Origin of the sequence: Sorangium sp. So ce448, assembly GCF_051520915.1 — a bacterium.
GTDB lineage: Bacteria > Myxococcota_A > Polyangia > Polyangiales > Polyangiaceae > Sorangium > Sorangium cellulosum_B.
On record NZ_CP150343.1, the window covers coordinates 3,807,322 to 3,832,469 of the forward strand.

General features: G+C 72.9%; 16 protein-coding genes. 6 read left to right on the forward strand and 10 right to left on the reverse strand.

The genetic code is table 11. The features are described from left to right. The first annotated feature begins 284 nt into the window (after positions 1 to 284). The 5 genes from WMF45_RS14665 (at position 285) to WMF45_RS14685 (ending at position 6,508) form a co-directional block, all read left to right on the forward strand. On the forward strand, positions 285 to 1,592 hold the full coding sequence (locus WMF45_RS14665; protein ID WP_437717510.1) for a hypothetical protein: 1,308 nt from the start codon (positions 285 to 287) through the stop codon (positions 1,590 to 1,592). Between the two features lie 145 nt (positions 1,593 to 1,737). After that, positions 1,738 to 2,778 carry an alpha/beta hydrolase family esterase gene (locus tag WMF45_RS14670; protein ID WP_437717511.1) on the forward strand — a complete coding sequence of 347 codons (1,041 nt, stop codon included), beginning with the start codon at positions 1,738 to 1,740 and terminating at the stop codon, positions 2,776 to 2,778. A gap of 393 nt (positions 2,779 to 3,171) precedes the next feature. Next, entirely contained in the window at positions 3,172 to 3,837 is a 666-nt protein-coding gene (locus WMF45_RS14675; RefSeq protein ID WP_437717512.1) for an RNA polymerase sigma factor, read from the forward strand. Beyond that, complete coding sequence (locus WMF45_RS14680; RefSeq protein WP_437717513.1) at positions 3,834 to 5,135, forward strand: hypothetical protein; 1,302 nt, start codon at positions 3,834 to 3,836, stop codon at positions 5,133 to 5,135. Before WMF45_RS14675 ends, WMF45_RS14680 begins: the two co-directional genes overlap by 4 nt. A gap of 290 nt (positions 5,136 to 5,425) precedes the next feature. After that, a complete protein-coding gene (locus WMF45_RS14685; RefSeq protein WP_437717514.1) occupies positions 5,426 to 6,508 on the forward strand; it encodes a hypothetical protein in 1,083 nt (360 codons plus the stop codon). 63 nt (positions 6,509 to 6,571) lie between these two features. On the opposite strand, the gene WMF45_RS14690 is transcribed toward WMF45_RS14685, so the two are convergent. Further along, entirely contained in the window at positions 6,572 to 8,815 is a 2,244-nt protein-coding gene (locus WMF45_RS14690) for a type VI secretion system Vgr family protein (protein ID WP_437717515.1), read from the reverse strand. Positions 8,816 to 8,860: 45 nt separating this feature from the next. Further along, on the reverse strand, positions 8,861 to 9,883 hold the full coding sequence (locus tag WMF45_RS14695; protein ID WP_437717516.1) for a hypothetical protein: 1,023 nt from the start codon (positions 9,881 to 9,883) through the stop codon (positions 8,861 to 8,863). A 119-nt stretch (positions 9,884 to 10,002) separates the two neighbouring features. Between WMF45_RS14695 and WMF45_RS14700 the strand changes: the two genes are divergently transcribed. Beyond that, positions 10,003 to 10,728, forward strand: coding sequence for a hypothetical protein (locus tag WMF45_RS14700; protein WP_437717517.1), 726 nt, complete (start codon positions 10,003 to 10,005; stop codon positions 10,726 to 10,728). 131 nt (positions 10,729 to 10,859) lie between these two features. Here WMF45_RS14700 and WMF45_RS14705 read toward each other — a convergent pair whose 3' ends face one another. From WMF45_RS14705 to WMF45_RS14740, 8 genes are all read right to left on the reverse strand, one after another. Next, complete coding sequence (locus tag WMF45_RS14705; RefSeq protein WP_437717518.1) at positions 10,860 to 12,971, reverse strand: S9 family peptidase; 2,112 nt, start codon at positions 12,969 to 12,971, stop codon at positions 10,860 to 10,862. Between the two features lie 65 nt (positions 12,972 to 13,036). Further along, positions 13,037 to 16,012: a hypothetical protein gene (locus WMF45_RS14710; protein ID WP_437717519.1), complete on the reverse strand. Its 2,976-nt coding sequence runs from the start codon at positions 16,010 to 16,012 to the stop codon at positions 13,037 to 13,039. Positions 16,013 to 16,173: 161 nt separating this feature from the next. Further along, complete coding sequence (locus WMF45_RS14715; protein ID WP_437717520.1) at positions 16,174 to 16,725, reverse strand: hypothetical protein; 552 nt, start codon at positions 16,723 to 16,725, stop codon at positions 16,174 to 16,176. Positions 16,726 to 16,851: 126 nt separating this feature from the next. Next, positions 16,852 to 17,550, reverse strand: a complete 699-nt coding sequence (locus tag WMF45_RS14720; RefSeq protein WP_437717521.1) for a hypothetical protein — start codon at positions 17,548 to 17,550, stop codon at positions 16,852 to 16,854. Positions 17,551 to 17,704: 154 nt separating this feature from the next. Continuing rightward, positions 17,705 to 19,966: a hypothetical protein gene (locus WMF45_RS14725; protein WP_437717522.1), complete on the reverse strand. Its 2,262-nt coding sequence runs from the start codon at positions 19,964 to 19,966 to the stop codon at positions 17,705 to 17,707. Between the two features lie 144 nt (positions 19,967 to 20,110). Further along, on the reverse strand, positions 20,111 to 20,959 hold the full coding sequence (lipB, locus tag WMF45_RS14730) for a lipoyl(octanoyl) transferase LipB (RefSeq protein ID WP_437717523.1): 849 nt from the start codon (positions 20,957 to 20,959) through the stop codon (positions 20,111 to 20,113). 2 nt (positions 20,960 to 20,961) lie between these two features. After that, the gene (locus tag WMF45_RS14735) at positions 20,962 to 22,449 is read right to left on the reverse strand and encodes an HD domain-containing phosphohydrolase (protein ID WP_437717524.1); all 1,488 of its coding nucleotides are present in this window, start codon (positions 22,447 to 22,449) and stop codon (positions 20,962 to 20,964) included. Positions 22,450 to 22,560: 111 nt separating this feature from the next. Beyond that, positions 22,561 to 24,768, reverse strand: coding sequence for a pseudouridine synthase (locus WMF45_RS14740; RefSeq protein WP_437717525.1), 2,208 nt, complete (start codon positions 24,766 to 24,768; stop codon positions 22,561 to 22,563). Positions 24,769 to 25,148 lie beyond the last annotated feature (380 nt).

Here is a 25,148-nt window from a genome sequence, read left to right on the forward strand (position 1 = left end):
GAAACCCCGGGGGAACGGGCGAGAGCGAGGGCCGCTGACGTCTCTCGCCGGTCCAGTGTCTATCCCATGAGATAAAATCCTAGATGAACCGATAAATTCGAGCGATCGCCGTGGTCGCCGCGCCAGAACGGGACGCGCCGCCGAGGACCGCGCGCATAGAGCGAGCAGGCTGCGACGTGGCACAGGGGAATTGGCGCAGACTGGCTCATCGGGCAGGGCGATGAGCGAGATCCTCGAGGGTTGGCTGCGTTCCGTGGCGGCACCGGGTTTGCTGGATCCGCCTCATGCTCACCAGAACGCGGGGCTTCCTTGTCTTGGCCACGTGCCTGTCCCTCTCCGGCTGCGCCACCCTCGTCGACGATCGGAGCGCGTCGAACGATCCTCCGGGGGGCGCGGAGGGCACGGGGGACGCGTCGAGCGGCGCTCCGGGCGACCCGAGCATCGAGCCCAGGCCGGCTCCGGAGGGCTGCAGCGGTATCCTGGACGTGCCGGATCCAGCGCTCGCCGCGGGCTTGCGCGAGCAGCTCGGCCTCGGCGCCGGCGAGCCGATCCCGGGGGCGGCGGTCGCCGCGCCTGACATCCTCTTCCTCGCCGGCCTCGGCATCGAGGACCTGAGCGGCCTCGAGTGCGCCAGATCGGTCGAGCAGCTGTTCCTCCAGGGCAATCGGATCGAGGACATCTCGGTCCTCGCGCGCCTGCCGCGGCTCTACAACCTGCACCTGGACGGGAATCGGATCGTCTCGCTGGGCGCGCTCTCCGGGCACCGGGGGCTCATGACGCTGTACGCGAGCGACAACCTGGTGTCGTCGACGAGAGACCTCAACGACCTTCCGGAGCTTCAGAACCTGCTCTTGTCGGGCAATCCGCTCGAGGCCCTCGAAGGGCTGGACGGTACACACGCCCTGTTCCACCTCTCGGTCGACCACACCGACGTCGCTGAGCTCTCGAGCCTCTCCAGGTTTCCCGCGCTGGACAACGCGAACTTCACCGACACCAAGGTGACGAGCCTCGCGACGCTGCCGGGCCTCCACTCCCTGACGACGCTGATCCTGGATGACGCGGAGGTCGAGGACGTGAGCCTCGGAGCGGTCCTTCCGGCCCTCGCGAACCTGCACCTGAGCGGCAATCACATCGCGTCGATCGCCGGGCTCGACCCCGCGCGCGTGCCCGCCCTGCAGCACCTGGGGCTCGCTCGCAATCCGCTGGCGGACACGTCCCTGCTCGCCACCTACCCGCAGCTGAGGGGGGTGATGATCAGCGAGATCGGCGCGAGCGGCGCGGATCTGAGCTGGGTCACGGGGCTCGCGGGTCTCAGCTGGATCGAGGCGCGCTCCGATTCCATCACCGACCTCACGCCCCTCCTGGGCGTAGAGCGCATCGGCATCCTGGATCTGTCGGACAACCTGATCGAGGACGCGTCTCCGCTGAACGACGTCGTGTTCGACCGCTGCGCGCGGGTCTCGCTCTCGGGGAACCCCGGTTACAGCTCGTTCGGCAGCGTGCTGGACGCGCTCTGCGCGAGGAATATCGTGGTCGGCGGCCACTGCATGCCCGCTGTTTGCGACCCTTGCGCGAACCTGGCCTGCGATTGAGCGCCTCGGCTCGACGGAGCTGACCCAGGGCGCCGAGCTCGGACCGCCCTGCACCTCAGGGTCCCCATCGAATGGACAGTGGTACACTCCACAGCCTGCGGGTGATGCGAGGCATGTCCAGCGTGTGGAAGGGGCGAGGTGGCTCTTGAAGTACCAGCTTGGTGATGGCGTCGTTTCGGCGATCGCGCTGGCTGCCCTCGTCGGCAGTTGCGTGGCCGCGTGCGGCGGAAGCGGCGGCGCGAGCGCCAGTGACGGCGAGGCTGGCGGCGGGGGCTCCACCTCCGGAGGGACTTCGGGGGCGGCGGGCGGCTCCGGCAGCCAGGGCAGCGGCGGTAGCAACGGCAGCTCGAGCGGCCAAGGGACGTCGACCGGCGGCTCGACGAGCTCGGGCGGCAGCGGCGGCAGCGGCCCGGCGACGGGCGCTGGCGGCAGCGGCCCGGCGACGGGCGCTGGCGGCGGCGACCCGAGCGACGGCTGCGCGACGCCGGGCCAGGCAACCGAAGGTTACAGGTCGATCGAGGTGGGCGGCACGACCCGCCGCTACTATCTCGTTCCCGCGACGACGACGACGCCCGCGCCGCTCGTCATCAGCTTTCACGGGCACAGCGGCACGGGTCAGGGAGACGTGTCCACCTTCGCCCTCCGCGACACCACGGGGGGGCAAGCCGTCCTGATGTTCCCCGATGGCGTGCCGCAGGATTGGTACGGCGATGCCGTGGGATGGGACAATCGCAGCACCACGTCCTCCGACGTTGCGTTCACCAAGGCGCTCATCGACGAGGCCGCGGCGTCGCACTGTATCGATCGTTCGCGCGTGTTCCTGGTGGGCTTCAGCTGGGGTGGCTGGATGTCGGCCCAGGCGGGCTGCGCGCTGGGCGATCAGGTGCGCGCGCTGGTCTCCGCCGCGGGCGGGCCGCCCGCAGGTAACTGCGCCGGACCGGTGAGCGCTCTCATCGTCCACGGCGCGGCGGACGACGCCGAGCCGCTCGACTCCGGCATCCAGAGCCGGGACGAGTTCGTGGCGTTGAACCAATGCGGGTCCGGCACTTCGCCCGCGGGCTCGGGCTCGTGCGTCGCCTACGAGGGCTGCACCAAGCCGACGTGGTGGTGGCAGCACGAGCTCGGTCACACGCTTCCTGAGGATTCACAGAGAACGATCTGGGAGTTTCTGCTCGCTGCGCCGTAACTCCACGGCGTCGATTTCTTGGGCGAGCTCCCGGGGGGGTGATGCAGGGGGCGCAACCAGCATCACGACGCAGGGATGGGAGCGTGTGCGGCGGGGGCCTCGGCTGCGTAGGACAGGAGCTTTAGAACCAGCGCCGCGTCGCCAGATGCAGAGTGGGGATCCGGAACGTCGCGACCGTGGCGCGCGCTCATCACCGTGGGGCGTGAGAGTGGCACGATCCAGGGCTCGGTAGAATTTTGAAGGTACGCCCGGAACCAGGTCTGCTCGATCGTCACCGCCGGCGCGCCGAGAGGAAACCGGCGGCGATCTCGGTTGTGTAGAGTGCCAGATGACGGCGCGCGTGGTCGGCTCATGGTGCATCGCGGCGGACAGGTCCCTCGCGCCGAGGCTCCCATGAACCTCGCCGCGCGATCCCGGCTCGGCCCGCAGGCCGGGGCCGAGGAGCTGCTCCCCCGTCCCGCGGACGGCGAGCGGTACGACCCGCCCGAGCACATCGCCCCCATGTCGTCCCAGGACCTCCCGGCGTCCAGGGTCCGGGCCTCGGGCGCAGCGGCGCTGGACGCCGAGGCGCTGTACCGCCGCCACCATCTCCTGGTGTACCGCCTCGCCCTCCGTTACGGCCGCGGCAACGTGGCCTGGGCCGAGGATGTCACGCAGGACGTGTTTCTCGATCTCATGAAGGCGCTCGCGACGCTGACCGATCGAGACAACCTCGAAGGATGGCTGTACCGGGCGACCTCGAATCGCTGCCTGAACCGCCTGCGGCGGGACCGGTTCCTCGACCTCGCGCCCATCCGCTGGCTGCTCGGGCAGGACGAGGCCGATCCGCGCCCGATGCTGGAAGAGGTGGCCATCGCGCGCGACGATCTGCGCCGGGCGTTCGAGGCGCTGGGCACGTTGCCTCCCAAGGAGCAGGTCGCGTTCTCGATGTTCTATCTCGACGGCAAGGAGCAGGAGGAGATCGGGAGCGTCCTTGGCCACTCCAAAGGGTACGTGTGCAAGCTGATTCAAAGGGCCGTCGCGCGGCTCCGCGAGGCCGGGTGGGAGGTGGCGCCATGACGCGAGACCGCGACCTGCTCGCGTTGCTGCACGAGGTCGATGCGCGGCTCGCGGCGGCGACGCCATCGCCCCGGCTCACGGCGCGCCTCAACGCGCAGCTCCGCGGGGAGCGCCCGTCCCTCGCCCGGCGTGTGGGGCGCCCGCTCGCGCTGGCCCTCGCCGCCGGAACGGCCGCGGTCGCCCTCGGCGCCGCCCTTCAGCGCACCGCGACCCCCGAGGTCTCCGCGCGCAGCCCGGAGGTCGATCCCGCGATCGGGATCGTCGGCGATCGCTCCCGCGCGGACGGCGGGGTCCCGGAGCGCACGCCGGCCGAGGGCCACCCACCGGCGCCGCCCCGGATCCTCGCCCCGCTCCTCCGGGAGCCGCCCCGCCGGCTCGCTCCGCCGCCGAAGCCCTCGCCCCCTGCGCCGCACAGCTCGGCAGCGCCGCCGGACGCGCGCGACGCGCCCGAGGGCCAGCGAAGCAGCGAGCTCCCCGAAGGCCGCACCCCAGCCTCGCCGTCGCGCGCGCGCGCCCAGCCGCCGGCCGTCGCGCTCCCGTCGAGCCCGGGGTGGGTCGACGCCCTGGAACGTCCGCCGGTCCACGCGTCGCCGTTGCGCGGCCAGCTCCCCGCGTGGAGCAGAGGCACAGACGGCGCCAGCGCTCCGGCGGAGGCAGCTGGGCAAAAGGGCGAGCGAAGCGCCGAGAGCAGCGCCGAGGGGGCGGACGGCGCGGCGACCGCGGGGCCCCACGAGAAGCCGACGGGTCCGCAGGAAGAGGCGAGCTGCCCGACGGCGGAGGATTTGATGAGCAAGGTCGAGGCGACGTGCGACGCGCAGGGCCTCGTCGTCGGCGACGTCAAGCTGCTCGATCCGTGCAGAGACGGCGGCTACCTCAGCGTCGAGCACACGTGTGTCGGCGGTGAGCCGACCGAGTGCTGGCGAGGCCGGCTCGGCGATGGCCTCACCTGTCATGGCTACGGCGATCTGAAGGATCAGGCTTACATCACGTGCAGCAACCAGGGCGCGGATCTCACCGAATTCACTTACGAGCAGGGCGTCGCTGGGTGCGGGCCCAGCGAGACGACCGGTGCCGTCTATGCGTGCTGCCCGGCGGCGGAGCCGCTTCCGTCGCGCCTGTGCTGGACGACCAAGATCGACCACGCGGACGTGTGCGTGGCGCAGTCGACGCTCGGTGACGAGGCCAGCGTCCTGTGCGCAGACGCCGGGCAGCGCATCTTCCGCATCTGGTACAACTCCGGCACCGCGATCTGCCCCGAGGCGCACGACACGAGCGCGCTCTTCACCTGCTGCCCGTGAGCAGCGGTCGAGGGCCTGCCTGTCCGAGGGGCCGGCAGGCCGGCCAGCGCGACAGCGAGCCCGGAGAGCGCCCGACGGCGCGGGTCGCCAAGGCAAGGCTGCGAGAGGGCGGCTCGGCCAACTCGAGGCGCCGGCGGCTGCTGCGATCGCGCTGACGGCTGGAGCCACGGAAGCCACGGAGCGTGTCAGGGGCAGCGCTTCGTGCGCCGGGGCAGCGCTCCGTGTTCCGGGGCAGCGCTTCGTGTACGATGCACGCAACGCGCTCCGAGGCGCCGTCGACCCAGCATAGGATGAGCACTGCGACCGTCGAGTTTGCCGGCATCGAGCTCCTGAGCCCGTGCCCCCACTGCAGCGCGCCGATGGCGGTCAACACGCTGACCGACCGGTGCCGCTGCTCGAGCTGCCTCATGGAGTCGGCGCTGCTGCCGTCGGTGTGGGACGAGGCGCTGGGCGGCGTCGAGAAGGACGTTGTGCAGTTCGCGAACGGGTACCTGCGCCACGGCCCGGTATGGGGCGAGGGCGGCCCGCCGCCGGGGCCGCACGTCGAGTGGCAGCGCGGCCACGACGCCCCGCCGTGTTCGCGCTGCCAGACGCCGATGCGCCTCGCGCCGCAGGGGGGCTGCGTCTGCCCCGCGTGCGGAGCGGGGCGGGCGATCTTGCCGAAGCCGCCGTGGCTTCCGGAGAACAGCCCTGTGCTGGGCTTCGTGAGCGACGAGCCGGCGGTGGCCGAGGAGCGGCAGCGCGAGCCGGTGCACGTCGCCTGCACCCAGTGCGGAGGGCCGCTCGTGGCGGACGGGTCGAGCCGGATCGTGCCGTGCGGTTACTGCTCGGCGCGGGTCGCGTTGCCGGATGCGGTCTGGGCTGCGCTGCACCCACCGCGGATCAAGAAGCGGTGGTGGCTCGCGGTGCACGTCGTGGACGATCCGCGGCGGGAGCCAGCGCGGACCCACCTGTTTAGCGAACCAGCGCTCTGGGCTATCCTCATCGCGGTGCTGGGGATGCCCTGGCCCATCGGGCTCCTCTTGGCGCTATTTGATTGGCGAATCGAAGCGATCGTCGCGTCTCTCCTCACGGTGATTGCCATTATCGCCGCCTTGTGGCTCCGAGGGCGCTGGCTGTACCGAACTATCTGCCGTCCCGAACACGAAGTCGTGGGCCGCCTGGTAGACCCTTGGTCTTTGCAGCACAAGGCCGGCGTGCTTCTCACGACGCCGCATCAGCCGGAGATTGTACTGGCACGCGCAGTTCTACGGCACATCAGCGCCGAGCGTTTCGCTGAGCTCGGCGGCGCGGGTGGTAAAATCCGCGCATGGATGGCGCCCGGAAGAACTGATCGGACTCACGTTGAGGCGGTGCCTTCTGTGCTGGAATAGTTGCCTGGATTTGTTTGGGCTGTCACCAGTGGAGAGCGGCTCGCTTCGTCGAGAGATGCGGCTTCATGCGATCGAGAAGATGCCCGCGAGCGTCGAGTGAAGAGCTTCCTTTTTGACAACGGTGCCGACGGTCTTCATGTTGACGGCATTGTTCTGCATCTTGAAGGCGGCGAAGTCGATCTTGAAGCCGGTGATATCCAGCTTTTGAATGCCGATATTAATGCTCCGGCCGAAGGTCTTCGTTTCGACGATCACCCCTTTTACATCAAGGCCGATGAACGCGAATTTCTGCCAAGTCCTGTCATTCCAGCTCGCAATCACCGTGTCTACGAAGCCCTTCGTTTCCTTATGGCTCCCCGCGTTGGTGACCTTGAACTCCGGCGCGTCGATGACGAAGCTCGGCGCCTTGATGTAGCCGCTGCCGCTGAGCGTCCATTTGAGCTCCCCGGTCTCCCACCCGAGCGCTCCGACGTTCCAGCCGACTTTCCCGCCCTCGAGCTTCATCGTCCCGAACTTCTCTTCGTGCAGCGCCGCGACCGTCGTCTTGAGGCTCGCGAAGTCCTCGTCCACGGCGCCGGCCTTCGTGTGCTTCTTGCCCGCCATCTCGGTGTCCTGGCTGGCGTAGCGCTCGATCACGTCCTTGGCGGTCGTCTCCTGCTTCCCGCCGATCGTCGTCGTTAGCGAGGTGTCGTAGTCCTCCTTGACCGCGCCCTCGACGTGGTCCTCGCGCTTGCCTGCGACGTGGACCTTCTGGTCTCCGCCCACGTCCACGGTCTGGTTGGCGCCGGCGGTGACGAGGTTGTCGCGGTGGGCGTGGAGCTCGAGCAGCTCTTCGCCCTTCTTGTCCTCCATCATGATCTGGTTGAATCCCTCGCCGCCGGGCGAGGTCTTGCTCTTCCAGATCGAGCGCGTCTTCTCGGCCGGGAGCTTGAGGGGGGCGACGCTCCAGGCGTTGTGGAGGCGGCCGACGACGACGGGCTCGTCGGGGTCGCCGTCGAGGTAGGCGACGATGACCTCCTCGTTGACGCGCGGGAGCATGACGAAGCCGTAGTCGAGCCCCGCCCAGCCCTGAGAGACGCGGACGAAGCGGGTGGGGTTGCCCTCGTGCAGATCGCGGCGATCCCAGCGGAACTCGACCTTGACGCGGCCGTGCTCGTCGACGTCGATCTCGTCGACGCCGGCCTTGTTGCCGACGACGAAGGCGGTCTGCGTGCCGAAGATGCGCGGCTTGGGGCGGCGCGCGGGGCGCCACGGATCGCCGGCAGGGACGCAGACGAGGACGTTCCGGCGCACCGGGCGGCCGTCGGCGCCTTCGGTCACGGCGCAGCGGGAGCGGATCACGAGCAGCTGACCGTTCACGTCGGCCCGCGGGTGCCCCTCGACGGTGAACCGGGCGCCGGCGCCGAGCGCGAAGCTCGTGTGGCACTCGAAGGTGCGCCGCTCCGATCGGGCCTCCTCCAGGTACTGCTTGGCCAGCGCCTCGCCCCGCTTCTCGGAGGCCGCCGTGAACCGGTTCGTCGAGAACTCGTACCGCTCGAGCGTCGCCTCGCGGACGAACGCCCGCTGCGAGGTCTCGGCGCGCTGATCGAGGACGTACTCCGGCTTCTTGAAGTCGTAGTCCCGCACCGTGACCATCGACGTCTCGATCGACGAGGTGATCGCGATGAACGAGACCGCCGGGCCCGCCGCGTTCATGCCCGCGTCGACCGGCGGCACGAACGGCGCCCGGGGCGCGCCGTCGTCCGTGAACGCCGTGTCCTCGGAGAGGACCCAGTCGCTCCCGCCGGGCCCGTGATCGAAGTACGAGACGAGGCCCTCCTCCGCGAGCGCGCGGAACATGAAATCGAAGTCGGTCTCCCCGTACTGGACGCGGTACTCGCGCGCTGGCCGGTCCGGCGACGCGACGAGCGAGCTCGGCGCCGGGATGCGGCCGCCGTACGCGCTCGCCACGACCTTGCAGACGCCGTCCGCCGTGAGGCCCTGGAAGATGCGGTGATCCGCGCTCCGCGTGGCGAGCCAGAGGGGCGGGACCACGGCGAGCTCGTACCGCGACACGCCGCTGGGCTCCGCGGAGACCTGCCGCACCCGGCGCACGATGCCGTGAACCTTCTTGAGGAACGGCTCCGTGCTCAGCTCGACGACGATCTCCTCGCCCACCACGCTGGAGAGATCGATCTCCGGATCGGTGCTCACCACGTCGAGCGTCAGCTCGAAGAGCTCGTTGAGCGCGTCCCGGTACTCGATCTGGTGGACCTCGAAGCCGGTGACTCCGGAACGGGGGAACGTCAGGCTCACGTCGATGGCCATGGTCGGGTCTCCTCGGTTGGCGCGCGCGACGACGCCGCGCGGCGATCATCTCGGCTCGTTGCGGCTCTCCCCGGCGGGAGCGGAGCGGGAACGGTGCTGCGAGTAAAGCTCCTGCCAGCGCCGGTGCGCGGCCGGGTCGCGCGCGAGGCGATCGCGCCAGAAGGCGTCCACCGCGGCGCGCTCCTCCGGCCGGCCGAGCCCGTACCGCGCGAAGAGGGCCTCGGCGTCGCCAGGAGAGGCGGCGAGATCGGCGCAGAGCGACGCGTACTGCTCCAGCGAGAGCGCCGGCGCCGGGCTCGAGGGAGCGGCCGGCGCGGCGCGGGGGCCGGACGCGAACGGCAACGGCGCGCCGGAGGGCGCTCCGGACGTCGGGTGCGTCCCGCTGAGGCTGGTGAAGCCGCGCATGCCCTTCGGCACCAGGGCAATCGCCGCGGCGGGATCCGCAGGCTCCGGCGGGGCAGGGAGGGCGGGCAGGACCGCGGTCGGCGGGGCGGGGCGCGCGGGCTCAGGCAAGGCAGGGGGGCCGAACGGCAGCACGGGCGCGCCGGAAGCGGCCGAGGAGGTGGGCTGTGTGCCACGGAGCTCGGTGAACCCCCGCATGCCCGGCGGCACCAGCGACGCTGCGTCGACCGGCGCAGGCGGCGAGCGGAGCGGCTCGGAATGCGCCGTGGACGTCGAGGCGTCGCCCACCTTGAAGGGCAGCGCCGGGCCCCTGGGAGCGTCCGAGGAGCCCTCCGTCCCGTGGAGCTTGAAGTGTCGCATCCCCTCCGGCACGAGCGAGAGCGACGCGGCGGCGGGCGAAATCGACGCGGCCGAGGGCGAGGGCGCGTCCGTCGCTGCGCGCAGGTAGCTCGGCACCGCCGGCGCGCGGCTCGCGGCCGGCTCGCCGGTCGGCCGCGGCGCGTGCGCCTCGCTCGGCTCGGGCGGCGCAGGCGCCTCCGCGCGAGCAGCGCCGGCTGCGTCCGAAGGGGCGCGCGCCGCTGCCGCGGAGGTCGGCGCGCCAGGCCGGGGTCGCGGCGCGTTCGGCGACGGGATCATCAGCAGGCTCTTGAGCTGTTTCGTGATCATCGCCGTCGTCGACCGCCCCGCCGTTCCCACTCTCGCGAGGTCGACTCCTTTCGTCAACGCCGGCGACAGGTATCATGGCGCCCGCCCTGAACGCGCCCGCGCGCGGTGGAGTCGCTCCCATGCCCGATCCCTACATCTACCAGCGTGACATCGAGACGTACGGCCGCTTCACCACGTTGCAGATCCAGAAGCTCGTCCTGCCGGTCGACGCGGGGTTCGGGACGGCGCTGCGCACCGTCACGGCGCGCCTCGACGCCGCGACCGAGGCCCTGCGCAACGCGAAGCTGGACGCGATGGCCGCTCCTGTGCCTCCCAGCGCGTCGCGCGGCTCGAGGGGCGGCCGGGCCAATCCGGTCGCGGCGGGCCGCGGCCTGCTGCGCCGCATCGTGGAGCACGCCGCCTCGCGGCCCAACGGGGTCGCGCTGGCCCGCGAGCTCCTCCAGGGCCAGTCGCTCGCCACCGTGCTGCGCCGCCGCCCCGCGGCGCTCGCCGCGGCGCTGACCCACGCGATCGAGGTGCTCGAGCGGCACGAGGGGCAGCTGCCCGAGCGGGAGGCGTGGACGGCCGGCCTCGAGCGCTCCCGGGACGCCCTCGAGCCGCTCATCAGGAGCGTGCGCAAGACCCGGCTCGCGCGCCGCACCATGACCCCGGAGATGAAGGCCGCGCGCGACGAGTGGCTCACCACCTACGGCGCGGCGAAGCTCCTCGTGGAGTGTGTGCTCCGGCTCCACGGCAAGACGTCGTTGATGCCGGAGATCTTCGGCGATCTCCCGCGCGCACCTCGCGCCGCAGCCGGGACCAGCACAGCGCGACGCCCACAGGCCAGCGCGTCTGCGCTCGCGTGACGACTCCGCTGCTCACTCCGGAGCTTGACGGGTTGAAACCGCCCGAAGAGAGCAGAATTTAGAACCGCCATGAACACCGTGGACGCCAAGGAGAGAAAGAATCTTGGCGTCATGGCGGTTCATTTCTCTCCTTACCTGCCGTCTCCGCCCCCGAGGTGCGCCCGGAAGAAACGCACGAGGTGCCCATACTGGAGCACCTGGTTGTCCCGCTTCTGCGCGCCGTGCCCCTCGTCGGCGAACAGGATGAGCTCGGACGGGATCTTCCTTGCCTCCAGCGCCTGCTGGATCTGCACCGATTCGCCCGCAGGGACCCGCGGATCCGACACGCCCTGCACGATCAGCAGAGGCGCCTTCACCCGATCGAGGTGCGTGATCGGCGAGAGCTTGAGCAACGCGTCCCGATCCTTCTCGGGATCACCGTACTCGGAGATCCGGAGGATGCGCCGGTAAGGCGCCGTGTTCTGGAGGAACGTCACGAGGTTGCTCATGCCGACGACGGCGGCGCCCGCGTCGTAGGCGCCGGCGAACATGGTCATGCCGATCAGCGAAGAATAGCCGCCATAGCTGCCGCCGAAGATGCCGACCTTCGGCGGCCGGCCCTCGTGGCCGAAGCTCGCCTTGACGAACTTCGCGGCGTCCTCGATGTCCGTGATGACGTCGAGCCGCTTCGCGCCGTCGTCGGCGTGCAGCCATGTCTTGCCGTAACCGTCGCTCCCGCGGACGTTCGGCTCGACGAACACGAACCCGGCGTCCACGAAGATCTGCGCCCGCGCGCTGAACCCAGCCCTGCTCTGGACCTCCGGGCCGCCGTGGAAATGGACGATCACAGGACAAGGCCGCTCGCACCGGGCAGGGCGGCGCACGAACATCGGGATCTGCGCCCCGTCGCGCGCCGGATAGGACTCCAGCGTGGCCGCCGAGAACGCGCCCGGCGCCATCTCGGGCATGCTCGGAGCGTGCCACTGCGAAAGCTTGCCAGTCGTCCAGTCGAGGACATGCGCCGTCGCCGGCGACGTCGAGGTCTCCAGGAGCAGCGTGGTGAAACGGCCGTCCCGCGTCGTCGAGCCCGGGATCACGTGATCCGCCGCCGGGAGCGCGGGCAGCTTGATCTCGCGGTGCGACCTCGCGTCGAGCGCGCGGAGCCGCGTGTAGCCCCGCTCGTTCACCGTGTAGAGGATCCGCCTCCTCGCCCGATCGATGGAGAACGCGCTGACGTCGAAGGGGATCTCCGGCGAGATCGGCGTGAGCTTCCCCGCCTTCCAGCTGTAGAGCCGGCGATATTCCCCGAGGCGCGGCGTGAGGACGAGGACCTCGCCGGGGGCCGCGCCATAAAGGGCCCTGTAGTCCTCGCGCTCGCCCTGCCCGAAGAGGGGAGTCAACGCGTCGGCGCCCGGAGCGGCCTTCGCGAGAGGCGCCCACTCGAAGAGCTCGCTCATGTTGGAGCCCACGTCCTTCGCGAGCAGCAGGCGGCCGTCGCCCGTGGCGTCCACGGCGCGCCAGATGCCCTCGCGATCAAACACGACCTCTCGCTGCCTCGACGCGATGTCGTACCTGTAGATGACGTACGCGTCTTTCTTGACGTCGTTGGCCCGATAGTAAACGTGCCGCCCGTCGTCGGAGACGAACTGGAGCTGCGTCTGCACGCCGGGCATGTGCTGGATGGCGACGAGCGGGCCGCCCCTCGCGTCCTGTAGGTAGAGCCCGGGGTTCTCCTCGCCCTTCCGGTCGCGCGAGAGGACGAGGCGCGCGCCGTCCGGCGTGACGTCCGCAACGACCGTCGGATCCTCGCCGCCTGTCAGCTGCAGCGGGAAGCGCTGCGGCCCGTCGAGCCGGAAGACCTGCCTCGTCCCCGTGATCGTCCAGGTGAAGTAGAGCGCCCTGCCATCCGGCCCGAGGACGCCTCCGGAAGGAGAGCGCACGTCGAGCATGGCCTGGATCCGGCGCGAGACGTCGTCCGGGAGCGGCGGCGGCGCGTAGCGCGCCAGGATCTCCGGAGAGACGCTCGCCGCGCCGTGCCCCGCGTACCCGGGCCGCTCCGGCGCGGGCGCAGGCCGTGGCGGTCCGGCGGGCGAAGGCGGCGCCGGAGGCGCGGACGCGACAGGCCGAGGCGCAGCCGCCGGAGGGACCGGCGGGGCCGGCGCGCACGCCGCGGAGAGGGCGAGGGAGCCGAGCAAGCCGAGCAAGCCGAGCAAGGAGCGCCGCGCGGCGCCATGGCGCCCGCGCCGCGTCGAGGAGGACGACATGCGGCGCATTTCGCCGGAGCGGGCGCACGCCGGCAAGGTCAAAGGCCGCGCGGCGCGGGCCCGCCTCAGTCGGGCTCGCTCGGTAGCCTCGCGCGGCCGAGGGCCGCTTCCGCCGCCGCCAGCTGCGCCGCGAGCTTCCGCAGCTCCTCGGCTTCCTCGCCCTGGAGCGAGATGTTCGGGACGAGCGCGTTCAGGGCGCGGCGGTTGTACGCGAGCCCGAGCGGCGAGCCCTTCTCGAGGTTCATCACCATCGACTCGGCCAGCACCGCCAGCGCCTCCCGGTGCAACCCCTTCGCCGAGAGCACCTCCGCGAGCGCGGCCGTCGAGCGGGCCAGGCCGAGCAGGTCGCCGAGCGCCTCCTCGGCCTCGATCGCCGCGGTCAGGCGCTGCGTCGCGCGGTCGAGGCGGCCGTTGCGGAGCTCCAGCCGGCCGATCGTCTCCCACACCCGGGCGAGCTCCCGGGCGTCGCCGAGCTGCTTGTAGGCGCGCTCCGCGGCGAGCGCGTGGTCGAGGCCCATCGACAGCGCGTCGGACTCGCGCCCGGGGCGGGCGGGGACGTGGAGCGGGATCCGCGCGAAGAGGTGGTCGGTCTCGGCGAGCTCGACGCGCGCCGACGGATCGACCCGGGCCCGCTCCTCGAAGGTCCGGCGCGACTCGATCAGGAGGTGCGTCGCGCGGACGGGATCGCCCATGCGCACGTGGACCGCCGCCTGATCGTTGAGCAGCCGGGCCGCGCCGAGCGCGTCTCCGGCGTCGAGCAGCAGGCGGCTCGCGGTCGCGAGCTCCTCCAGGGCGCGCTCCAGCGAGCGCGCGTCGCCGATGTCGTAACAGACGCTCGCGATGAGCGCGGCGACCTCGGCGTGCAGCTCCGGCGGGTCGCCCTGCGCGAGGAGCGCGCGCGCGGCGTCGAGCACCTCGAGCGCGCCCGCGAGCGTGCTGGCGGGGTCCGGGCCGGCTGCCTGCCATTGCACCCGGGCGATGCCCGCGAGCGCGCCGATGCGGAGCCGGCGGCGCGCGGGCGTGGCCGGCATGCCGTCGAGCAGCGAGAGCGCCTTCCGCCCGTAGCTCAGGGCCTGGGCGTACGCTCCCATGGCCGCCGCCTCGACCGCGGCCGCGCAGTAGCGCTGCGCCGCTTCCTCGTGCTCGCCCGCCTCGGTCAGGTGCGCCGCCGCGCGCACGTCGTGGAGGTGGCGCCCAGCGCCGTGCGCCACCGCGCTCGCGGCGCCCGCTGCCTCGGCGCGATCGGGCGCCGGGTACATGGACGCGCCGAGCGGCGCCGCGGCGCGCAGGGACTCGGCCGCGGCGCGCCCGGCGACGGAGTCGGCCGCCGCCCGCCAGGAGAAGGCGTGGCGGGAGCCGGAAGACGATCGCTCGGACAGCGCGGCAGGGACGCGCAGCGAGGCCCCACGGGCCGAGCGGCTCGGCTCGTCCGGGAAGGCGCCGCCGAGGGACGCGAGATCGCGGGGCACCCGCATCGGCCCCGGGATGGGCGCGTCGAGCGAGTCGGGCGGGGCGTCGAACATGATGGACTCGGGCGGCTCCGAGACGCGGCGGCTCTCGGGGCTGCGATGGAACAGATCGGCGTAGGGCCACGCGGGATTGCCGGGCCCTGCGGAGGCCATCGGCGCGGGCCTGTCCTGGGTGACGCGCGGCGGCGCGCGGCGCGTGTTGCTCATGGACGCGCCGCTCGCATAGGCCACGGCAGGCGGCGGCCTCAGCGTCTCGGCCGCCCGCGGCACCCCGCTGCGCGCCACCGAGAGCGTGGGGTCGGCGGTCTTCTCCCACTCGTCCACGTTCGACGCGCCGCCTGCTTCGGGGGTCGGCCCGCCGGCGACGGGCGCGCCGGGCGAAGCGGCGGCCATCGTGCGCGGCGTCGCCATGGCCGGCAACGACGGGGACGGCGGCGCGGTCGAGAGCGGCGGCGCCCCGGCCTTCGCCTGCGCGGCGGCGGCCCTCGTGGTCGGGTCGTCGCCGCGAGGCACGCCGAGGTTCGCTCCGCCGATGACGTGCCGCTCGACGGTCGACGTGAGGATGGCCGCGCTCTGGGTCGGCGGCGCGGCGGCATGAGCTGCCGCCGCGGCATGGGCTGGCGCCGCCGCGGCATGGGTCGCCAGGTGATCGGCCGCGACGACGCCCGACGCGGCGCGCGGCTCGCGCGCGGCCGGGGCGTCCGGCTCGGTCCGCTCCTCGATGAGCAGCGTCGCGAGCCGCCGGTGCCACACGCGGGCGAGCGACGGGAGGATCGTGCCGCGGAGCGCCTCGACGGTCTCCTGCGGAAGATGGAAGCGCCCGTCGCCGCGGTCCTCGACCGGAACACCCGCGTCCGCGGCGCGCTGCAGCGCCTCGAGCACGTCGAGCGCGTCGACGCGGAGGAGCGCGGCGACGAGCTCGCTCTCGAACCCCGAGCCGACGATCGCGCCGGCCCGGAGCACCCGGAGCACCTCGCCGGGCAGCTCGCGCACCGCGACCTGCGGCGGCGGCGGCGGCGGCGTGGTCGCGCTCGTCAGCGTGATCGCGCCGTCGGCCGGCCGGAGGAGCGCGTCGGCTCCGCAGGCGGCGCGCATCGCGTCGACCAGGCCGCCGGCGGGGCCGGTCGGCGCGTGCAGGCGGAAGGAGAGGACCAGCGCGACGCGGAGCGCGTCGGGCCGGGACACCACCCGGCGCAGCACGTCGAGCGTGGCAGGGTCGGCGTGCTCGACCGCGTCGAACACGATGGCCCACGTGCGATCCGCCTGCTGCGCGAGGCGGTTGGCGGTCTCGATGAACTCGGCGTCCACCATCAGCTCGTGCACGTCGCCGAGGAGGCGGCGCCGGAGCCCCGAGGCGGCGCGGCTGCGCGCCTGATCGAGCGTCGGCTGCGCCCCGCCGGCGAGGCGCTCGATCTGGGTCCGCGCGTCGCGCAGCGGCCCGAGCGTCATCTCGGGGACGTCGCAGCGCACGCGCACGATCCGCAGCCCGAGCCGCGCCGGCGGATCCCCGGGGACGATGTTCAGCAAGGCCGTGTGCCGGCCCTCGGAAATGCGCTGCCAGAGCTGTTCCACGGTCCGCTCCTCCTCTCTCCAGGCGCACACGGCCCAGAGCGGGGCGCATCTTCGTGCGCTACGGGCTCATCCGCCGCGTTCGGCTCGCTGCGGCGTACTTTCGTACGCCTCGCTCGCCTGCCTAACGGCTGAGCCCGCATCCCACGATACCTGCACCCGCCCTAGTATCCCCAGAGGAACTCCGCGCGGGCGAACGCCGTGAAATAGCTCCCCGGACCGTCGCCCGCGCCAGGGAGGAGCAGCGTGTACTTGCCGGCGAAGCCGGCGGCGAACTCGCGATTGAACGCGTAGTCGATGCCGAACGGGATGGAGACCCCGAACTGCCCCCGGTGGCAGCCCGGCTGGCCAGACGAGCCGCAGGGCGCGAGGCGCACACTGTCGTATGCGCCGGTCATGAGGCCGACGTAGGGGACCCACTGCAGAATATCGATGACGTACGTGGCGCCGGCGGATGCGCCGAGGAGCATGAGATCGCCCCCCGGGTGGGACGCGGTGTTGACCTCGGCGACCGCGTTGAAGGCGTCCGTGAGCCCGTAGGCGAGGTGCAGGCTGCCGCCTATCCCCGGGTACGTCCCGCCGTCCGCGAGGAGCGCGTACCCGACGCCGGCGCCGGCATGCCATTGCCGTTCAAAGGCGTCGGTCCGCGAGGGGGCCAGGAGCGCGAGGAGCGCGAGCGCAGCGGAGGTCAGCAGGGCGACAGGGGGGCATCTCATGGTCGGTTGCGGCGAGCAGCCCGGAGCGCCCCCGCGACGAACCATGGATCGAGGGCGACGACGGCGCGCGCCGGGCGCTCGATGGGCGCGCGCGGCCGAGGCTAGCACGCGCGCCGCAGGACATGTTCAGCGGAGCTGCTCGCGACGACGGGGGGCGCGCGACGCCCCCGCGTCCTCGTCCTCGAGCTCGTCGGCGTAGATGCGCGCCGCGGGGTCGGCCGCGCCCTCGCCCGGATCGATGCGGAGCGACGGCCGCGGAAAGCGGACGGCGGCCGCCCCCGAGATCCCGGGGAAGGTGTAGAGGATCTCGCCGCGCTCGCCGATCTCGACGCCCACGTCGCCGGGCCGCTCCTTGGCGAGCTCGGTGAGCAGGGCGTCCGCCTCCGGGGCCGGCAGGTCGAGCGCGACGCCGACCTCCTGCGCCGTGAGCGGGCGGCGGCGGTGCGACGCGAGCGAGAAGATCGCCTGAACCTGGGCGTCGCGCGAGGCCTTCGCCCCGGAGCGGGAGAGCTTCCGTCCGCCCAGCAGGAGGAGCAGGCCGAAGGCGAGGGCGACGAAGCCGATCGGCAGGCCGATCGCGAGGCCGGCGATCGACCCCGGGAACAGGGCGGCCGCGCCCAGGCCGAGGAGGAGCGCCAGCGCGATCCCGCCGATGAGAACCAGCCAGCCGAGCACGCCGGCGACCGCGCCGCCGACCCTGGACGGCTGCCCCGCCAGGCTGACCGATTTGCCCGCGAACGGCAGGCGCTCCCGACCGCACGCGGTGCAGTACGCGGCGAGCCCGCGGTGGATGACGGGCGCGTTCTTTCCGCAATGAGGACACATGAGGACTCCCCCGCGAGCAGATCTTCGCGAGCCAGGCCGTAGCGTAGGAATGAAGCCCCTCCGCCGCCAGGTGTGCGGCCGCGGGATCTCCAGGTTTTTCGCGGGCACGCCGCGCGGCTCGGCGTCGGCCAGCGTCGGTCAGCGTCGGCCAGCGTCAGATTCCGAGGTAACGCGCGATCTCGGCGCGGGCCGGGTCGGAGGCCACGGCGCGCAGGGCGTCGTACCGGCGTTGCCACGCGGCCGCGCTGCCTTCATCTCCACGCCATCGCGCCGCCTCGGCGCGGGCGAAGGCGTAGCGCCGGAGCGAGAAGCGCGAGGCGTCGAGCGCGAGGAAGGCGTCGAGCCACACCTCGGGATCGCCCTCACCGTCGCCGAGCAGCTGGGCCGACAGCGCGGCGTACGGGACGAGCGCGGGCGGCGCGTCGCCGCGCCGGCGGAGGGCGGCGTAGCGGAGCGCGCGGCGCGCGGGCGGCGGCGCATCGCGCGCGGCGCTCCAGGTGGCGAGCGCGCGCGAGAGCGCCGGCTGGCCGTCGCGCGCCCAGGGCGCGTCGAGGCTCGCGAAGCCGACCCACGGCCAGGCGGCGGCGTGGTCCGCGGGCAGCTGGGCGGGCGGGCTGCCCTGGCGGAGCGGCGAGTCGCCCGGAGGGAGCGCGAGGGAGAGCCGGGTCCACCGCGATCGCGCGTCGAGCAGGGCGAGCTCCGCGCGGGCAGGCATCGCCTCGCCGGCGGGGTCCACCGCGCGCGCGGCGGCGGCCTCCTCGTCGGCGAGCACGGCCGCGCGCGCGGCGTCGCGCCGGCGCCCGCGCGAGGCGAGGAGCTCGGCGCGCTGCAGGAGCACGGCAGCGCGGAGCGCTGGCGGCGCGGCGGCGAGGTCGACGCGCTCGACGAGATCGAGCGCGCGATCGCGCTCGCCGACGAGGGCCCACGCGCTCGATCGCGCGAGCGCGCGGGCCGCCTCCGGCGCGAGCTCCGGGGCGAGCGGGCCAAGGCGATCCAGCGCGTCGACCGCCCGGGGCGCGTCGCCTTCGAGCGCGAGCTCGCGGGCGGCGCGCAGCGCGAGCGCGCTCGCGGCGGCGCGCAGCGCGTCGGCCTGGGACGGCGACAGCTGGGGGGCGGCGGCCAGCTCGGCGGCGCGCGCGGCGGCGCGCGCGCGCAACGACCCGGCGATCGCGGGCCTCGCGAGCCCGCGCTCCGGGAGCCAGTCGAGCGCGCGCAGCGAGCTCGCAGGCAGCCCCGTCGGCGCGCGGGGCCCCGAGCGCGCCGGGGCGCCGTCGAGGCCTGCCTCTCCGGCCGCGGGCTCGTCCCCATCGTCGTCCAGCCGCGCGAGCGCGGCGGCTTCGGCTGCGTCGAGCGCCTCGTCCTCCGCCAGCACGACGGCGAGCAGATCGCCGCGGGCCTCGGGATCGAGCGCGGCCGAGGTGCCGAGCAGGTCGCGGATCGCGCGCGTCGCGCGCTGCGTCGCCTCGGCGGCGTCCTTCCGGGCGGCGGCGAGGCGGGCGCGCTGCGCGAGCCGCACCTCCACGGCGTCGGCCACGCCGGCCTCGGGGGCTTCTGGCATCGGCGGAGGCTCCACGCCGGCCCGGGCGGCGCAGGCGACGAGGACGGCGCGGACCTCGCCCCAGTTGCGCGCCATGCCGGCGTAGCGCCTCGATGCCCGGTCGTCCTGGGTGAGCGTCAGGAGCTCGATGCCGCGCTTCGCCTCGGCGCTCGCGCCGAGGCAGAGGATCGCGCCGGTGGTCGTGCGCAGATCCTCGTCGCGGGGCTCCATCGCCGCGTACTTCTTGGCGATCGCGAGAGCGCGCTGCAGGTCGCCCTCGGTGAGCGCCGCGCGGAGGGTGTGCACGCGCACGTGCCAGTCGGTCCAGCGGTCCGGCTGCGAGAGGAGCGTGCGGCGATCGCCGAGCCTCGCCGCCTCGCGGCCGAGGCTCGGCGCGCCGCAGGCAGGCCCGAGCTCATCGAACGTGACGCGCCCGGTCCCGGCGGCGACCGTGGCCTGGGCCGTCGCCACCGCCTCGGTCGCGTCGGCGAGCGCCGCGCCATCCGGCCGGCCGACCGCGGCGTCGGTGTAGTCGGCGACCGCCGCGCGCACGCCGAGCTCCTCGGCCAGCGCGCTCGCCGCCCTGTAGGTCCAGGGAAGCCGTGACGGCAGCGCGAACCAGCGGATCTCGGGCCTGCAGTCGGGCAGCGCCGGGCCGCGCGGCGCCTCGATCGAGGCGAGGCAGGCGGCGGCGGTGCGCGTGCCCACGAGGACGGCCGCGACAGGGCCAAGGAGAACGAGCGCGGGTACGGTCACGGCCGCCGCCGCGAGCGCCAGGGCGAGGGGACGCCGCCAGGGCGGCCGCGCGGGCGAGGCGTCGCGGTGGAGCGGGGAGCTCCCGTCGCGCTCACGGGGCCGTGGGGTGGGCTGCGCGCACACGGGACGGCTTTTAGCCCACGGCACGGCCGAGCGACACTGCCTCCGCGACGCAGCGTGTCCCGCGTCCCGGGAGCCGGCGTCACCCGCGGAGCGCGCGCCGTGCGACGTCGGCGCGCTCCTCGCCCCGGAGGCCGGCGTGCGCGGCTAGGGCGCGCTCCGGCCTTCGGCGGCGCCGGCCTCCGGGGCGAGGAGCGCGCCCGCGAGATCCGAGACCGCCGACAGATCCTCGACGCAGGCGACGTCGAGCTCGAGCCCCCGGGCGAGCTGCGGCGCGCTGGCGAGGGCGACCTCGGCGACGGTGAGCTTCCGCCCGGTGAGCTGGTGGAGCGACGTCACGCCGTGGTCTCGGATGCCGCAGGGCACGATCAGCTCGAACGCCTTGAGGTCCACCGCGATGTTGAACGCGAAGCCGTGCATCGTGAGCCATCGCGACAGGCGCACGCCGATCGCGCCGAGCTTCGCGATCTCGCGCGCCCACTCGGCGCCGCCCCACGCCTCCGGGGCGGCGCGATCGACCCAGACGCCGATCATGCCGTCGACCACGCCGCTCTCGACGTGGTGCTCGCGCGCGAGCAGGATCATCACCTCCGCGAGCGAGCGCACGTACCTGCGCACGTCGCAGCGGTCCGGCCTGAGATCGAGCAGCGGGTAACACACGAGCTGGCCGGGGCCGTGGTAGGTGACGTCGCCCCCGCGCCCCGTCGCGACGAGGTCGATGTCGCGCTCGTCCAGCGCGCGGGCGTCGAGGAGCACGTTCTCGGGGTTCGCTCGCGGGCCGAGCGTGATCACGGGATCGTGCTCCAGGAGCAGGATCGTGTCGCCGATCCGCCCCTGCGCGCGCGCCTCGACGAGCTGCTTCTGCAGATCGTGGATCGGGGCGTAGCGGCGCCGGCCGATCCACACGGCGCGCGCGCGCCTCGGCCGGGGCGCCTCGACGGACGTCGTCTGGCCGTTCGCGGGCTGGAGGAGGTCGCGGAGCGAGTGGGTCGGCATGGCTACTCCGGGATCTTCTCGCCCCGCGCCCGCCGCTCCTCGCGGTAGGCCTCGATGTGCGTCGTGAAGGTGGCCGCGACCTCGGGGTCGAACTGCGAGCCCGAGCACCGCTCGATCTCGGTCACCGCGACCTCGTGGGGGAGCGCGCGGCGGTATGAGCGGTCGCTCGTCATGGCGTCGTACGTGTCGGCCACGGAGATGATGCGCGCGATGATCGGGATCTCGTTGCCCCGCATCCGGAGCGGGTAGCCGCGCCCGTCCCAGCGCTCGTGGTGCAGGTGCACGCCGGGGATGAGCGGGTGCAAGAACTTGATCGGGTCGAGGATGTCGCGCCCGTAGGCGGGGTGCCGCTTGAATACCTCGTACTCGTCGTTCGTGAGCTTGCCCGGCTTGTTCAGGTTGAGCACGCACCCGATCTTGCCGATGTCGTGCATGAGCGCGCTCTGCCGGACGATCTCGATCTCGTGCGGGCCGAGGCCGAGCCGCTGCGCCAGCAGCACGGCGTAGACGGCGACCCGATCCGAGTGGCCCGAGGTGTAGCGGTCCATCTTGTCGATCGCCTTGGCGAGGCCCTCGATCGTCTGCTGGAACGTCGCCTGGAGATCCTGGTAAAGGCGCGCGTTCTCGATCGCCGCGGCGGCGCGCGAGCCGATGATGCTGAGCAGCTTGCGCTGCCCCTCGTCGAAGCGCCTCGTCCGCGTGAACGACGCGACGGCGAGGAAGCCCATGAGCCGCTTCTGGATGCGGAGCGGCACGGCGACGAGCGACTGGAGCGGGAGCGCCGGCTCCGCCGCGAAGAACCTGAGCCCCTTCATGCCCTGCTCGAGCAGCTGCGCGTCGGGGCGGAAGTGCTCGAGCACCAGCGCGGGGTCGAGCCGCCCGAGGTCGGCGTCCGCCGGGATGGACGGGCCGCGGAGGTGCTGGCGCTCGAAGAAGCCGCCCTCGCCGTCGTCGAGCCAGGTCGAGATGAGATCGCCGCACACCTCGTGGAGGCAGCTGTCCGCGACGGTCTCCAGCACCTGGTCGAGCGAGAGGCTGGCCGCGATGGCCTCGCTCACCTTGTAGAGCGACACCGCCTCACGCAGCCGGATGTTCTCGGCGGCCATCCGTTGCTTCTCGATCCCGCGCTGGACGACGTGCACCACCTCGTCCAGCTTGAACGGCTTGAGCACGTAGTCGTAGGCGCCGCGCTTCATCGCGTCGATCGCGGTCTCGACGGTGCCGAAGCCCGTCATGATGACCGTGAGCGCGTTCGGCGCTGTCTTGCCGATCTCGTCCAGCAGCGCGATGCCGCCCATCCGCGGCATCTTGAGATCGCTGATCACGAGGTCGTAGTGACCCTTCGTGAGCTCGTTCAGCGCGCTGGAGCCGTCCTCCGCCGTGCGGACGTAGTAGCCCTCCATGCCGAGGAAGTCGGCCAGCATGTCGCGGATCACCTTCTCGTCGTCCACGACGAGGATGCGAGGGCGGTCTTCTGGAAACGTGGACATGCGGCCGGTAAGCCTACCAGATCCGCTCGCAGCGCATCGCACCAAGGTGGGCGGGTCGAGCACAGGAGCGGACCCGCCTCGCCGGGGTGGCCGAGCGGCGGTGCGCGCCGCTCAGTCCTCGTCGCCGGTCGAGATGATGGGGTGCCGGATGGTCCGGGGCGACTCGTCCAGATCCGGGACGCGGATCGAGATGGGCCCGGGGCTGCGGATGGAGGGAGGAGGCGCGGACTCCGCGTCCTCGGGGCGGAGCGGGATCATCCTGCTGCTCGGCGCGGGCTCGTCGCTCGCGGTCGTCAGGACGGGCACGGCGCGCTGCTCGCCGAGGGCGTGCTTCTGCTCGAGGAAGCGCAGGACCGAGGGGCCGGTCGAGCGCTCCAGCGCGGAGCGCAGATCGCCGGGCAGCGTCGACTCGATGATCATCTTCACCCCGGTGCGGGGGTGCTCGATCTCGATGCGCACGAGGTGCACGAACGAGCGATCGAGACCGTGCTTCTCCTCGAAGTACCGGTTCGTGGGCACGTGGCCGTAGCGCTCGTCGCCGAGGATCGGGTGCCCGATCGCGGCGAGGTGCCGCCGGATCTGGTGCGTGCGCCCGCCGTCCGGGATGACGCGGAGGATCGAGTGGCCCGAGGCGACCGCGAGGCGGCGGTACCGCGTGCGCGCCGTGTACGTGCGCGTCCCTTCGCGGAGATCGCGGGTGATCGCGCCCTTGCCCGGCGTGACGCCCTTGGCCGCGGCGAGGTAGATGAGGCGCCCCGTCTTGGTGAGCGCCTCGCCCCAGCGCTGGGCCGCCTCCTCGCTCCGCGCGAGCATGACCAGGCCGCTCGTGCCCGGATCCAGCGGGTGCACGATGATGGGCGTCGTCGTGTTGCCCGGGATGCGGGCGCACCGGGCGAGCAGCGAGCCGAGGTACTCCGGCTGCGTGGCCACCGGCTCGTGGGGGCCCTTCTCGACGACCAGCACGCCGTCGTCGTCGTAGATGACCTTCGGTGCGGGCGGGGGCGTCCGGCGGAGGGCGGCGATCGTCTCGATCTCCTCCGTGAGCGGGATCATGTCGAGCGGCGTGAGCTCTGTCGACGAGTACCCGAGGCGGCAGAAGTGATCGAGGTCGCGCGCCAGCGTGTCGGGATCACACGAGACGTAGACGAGCAGCGGCGCGCCGAGGCGCGCGATCGCCTCGCGCGCCGTCGGGGAGACGCCGCGGCGCGGCGGGTTCACCACGATGCCGTCGAACTTCTCCGAGCTGTTGACCAGGGAGCTGACGATCTCCGCGACGTCGCCGGTGCGCACCTCCACGCGCTGGCTGAGGCCCTGGGCCTCGGCCGCGGCGCGGGCGTTCGCCGCCGCGGGCGCGAAGGACTCGACCATCAGGACCCGGTTGCCGCCCTGCGCGAGGGCGAGCGAGATCGCGCCCGAGCCGCCGTACAGATCGAGGATGCGCGGCGGCTCCTTGCGCCGGGAGGCGGGGCCGAGCGCGGCCTCTCCCTCGATGACGGGCCCGTCGTTCTCGAGCGACGCGATCTCGCGGAGCAGGAGGGCGTGCACGCGCGCGGCCTGCGCGCGGTGCGCCTGCACGAACGAGCCGAACGCGGCGATGTGGTAGGTCTGCCCGATCCGGTCCTCCGCGTGCGCGGTGCCGTCGAGCACGATCGTCTCCGGCCCGAGGATCTGCGGCGCCTCCGCGTCGTGGAAGTTCGCGGCGAGGCCGATGACGCGCGGGAGCATCGGGCGGATGGCGCGGCCGGCCTCCCGCAGCTCGTCGCGCGTGCACGCGCGCTCGCGCTGCAGGACGAACGTGACAAGCACGAACGCCGGGTTGTCCTCTGTCGCTCCCGCCTCCGCGAAGAGCGGCGTCCCGGGCGCGAGGTGGACCTCGCGCAGATCGAGGGCGCGGAGCACGCCGCCCCTCGCCGGGTCGTACGGGAGGAGCAGCGGCCGGACCTCCGGCGGCGGCGACGCGATCAGCTCGCGCAGCCGCGAGGTGACCGCGGCGAGGGCGGGCGTGAGGACCCGGCAGCCCGGGATGTCGACGACCTCGTGGTGTCCCGTGCGGCCGTACAGCCCGATCGCGCCGGAGGAGGCGACGATGAGCTTCGCTCGACCGCGATAGCCGGTGATCGGATCGGCCGGGATGACCGAGCTCGTCTGGAGCAGCCCGAGCGATGGGTAGTGCGCGGCTGCGGACACGACCCGAGCACGCTTGGTGCCGAGCTGCTCCGCGTAGTCACCCGCGATGAGCGGACAGCCCGCGCACTCGACCGAGTGCGTGCACTCGATCAGCGTGTTCGGGATCTCGCCTGCCTTCAATGTGCGTCGCACGGGCCCGGACAAAACACCGCCGCCCGATCCCTCTGCGCTGGTGCTCTCGCCCAGCCCGTGCGGTCCTTCGATACCTGCGCCGGAAGCCATTCCGGGGGAGCTTACAGGGGCTCTCGGTCAGCGTCGAAGGTGTAAAGCGGAATCCGTCGAGCTTTTCGTCTGCGGCGCTCGGCGCGCCGGGGAGCGCTCTCGGATCCTGACGACATCCCGCGCTTTCGCCCGGGTTTGCGGTATCTGCCCGGACGGTGGGCGGTCCAGGCCCCGCTCGCTCCGTCGAGCCAGCCGCCTGGCGACGCAGGGGCCAATGTGGGCGATCTCTGACGCTGCTCCTTACACCTCGGGCCGCGCCGTTCGCGACATCCGTGGTCGTAGCGTCGCAG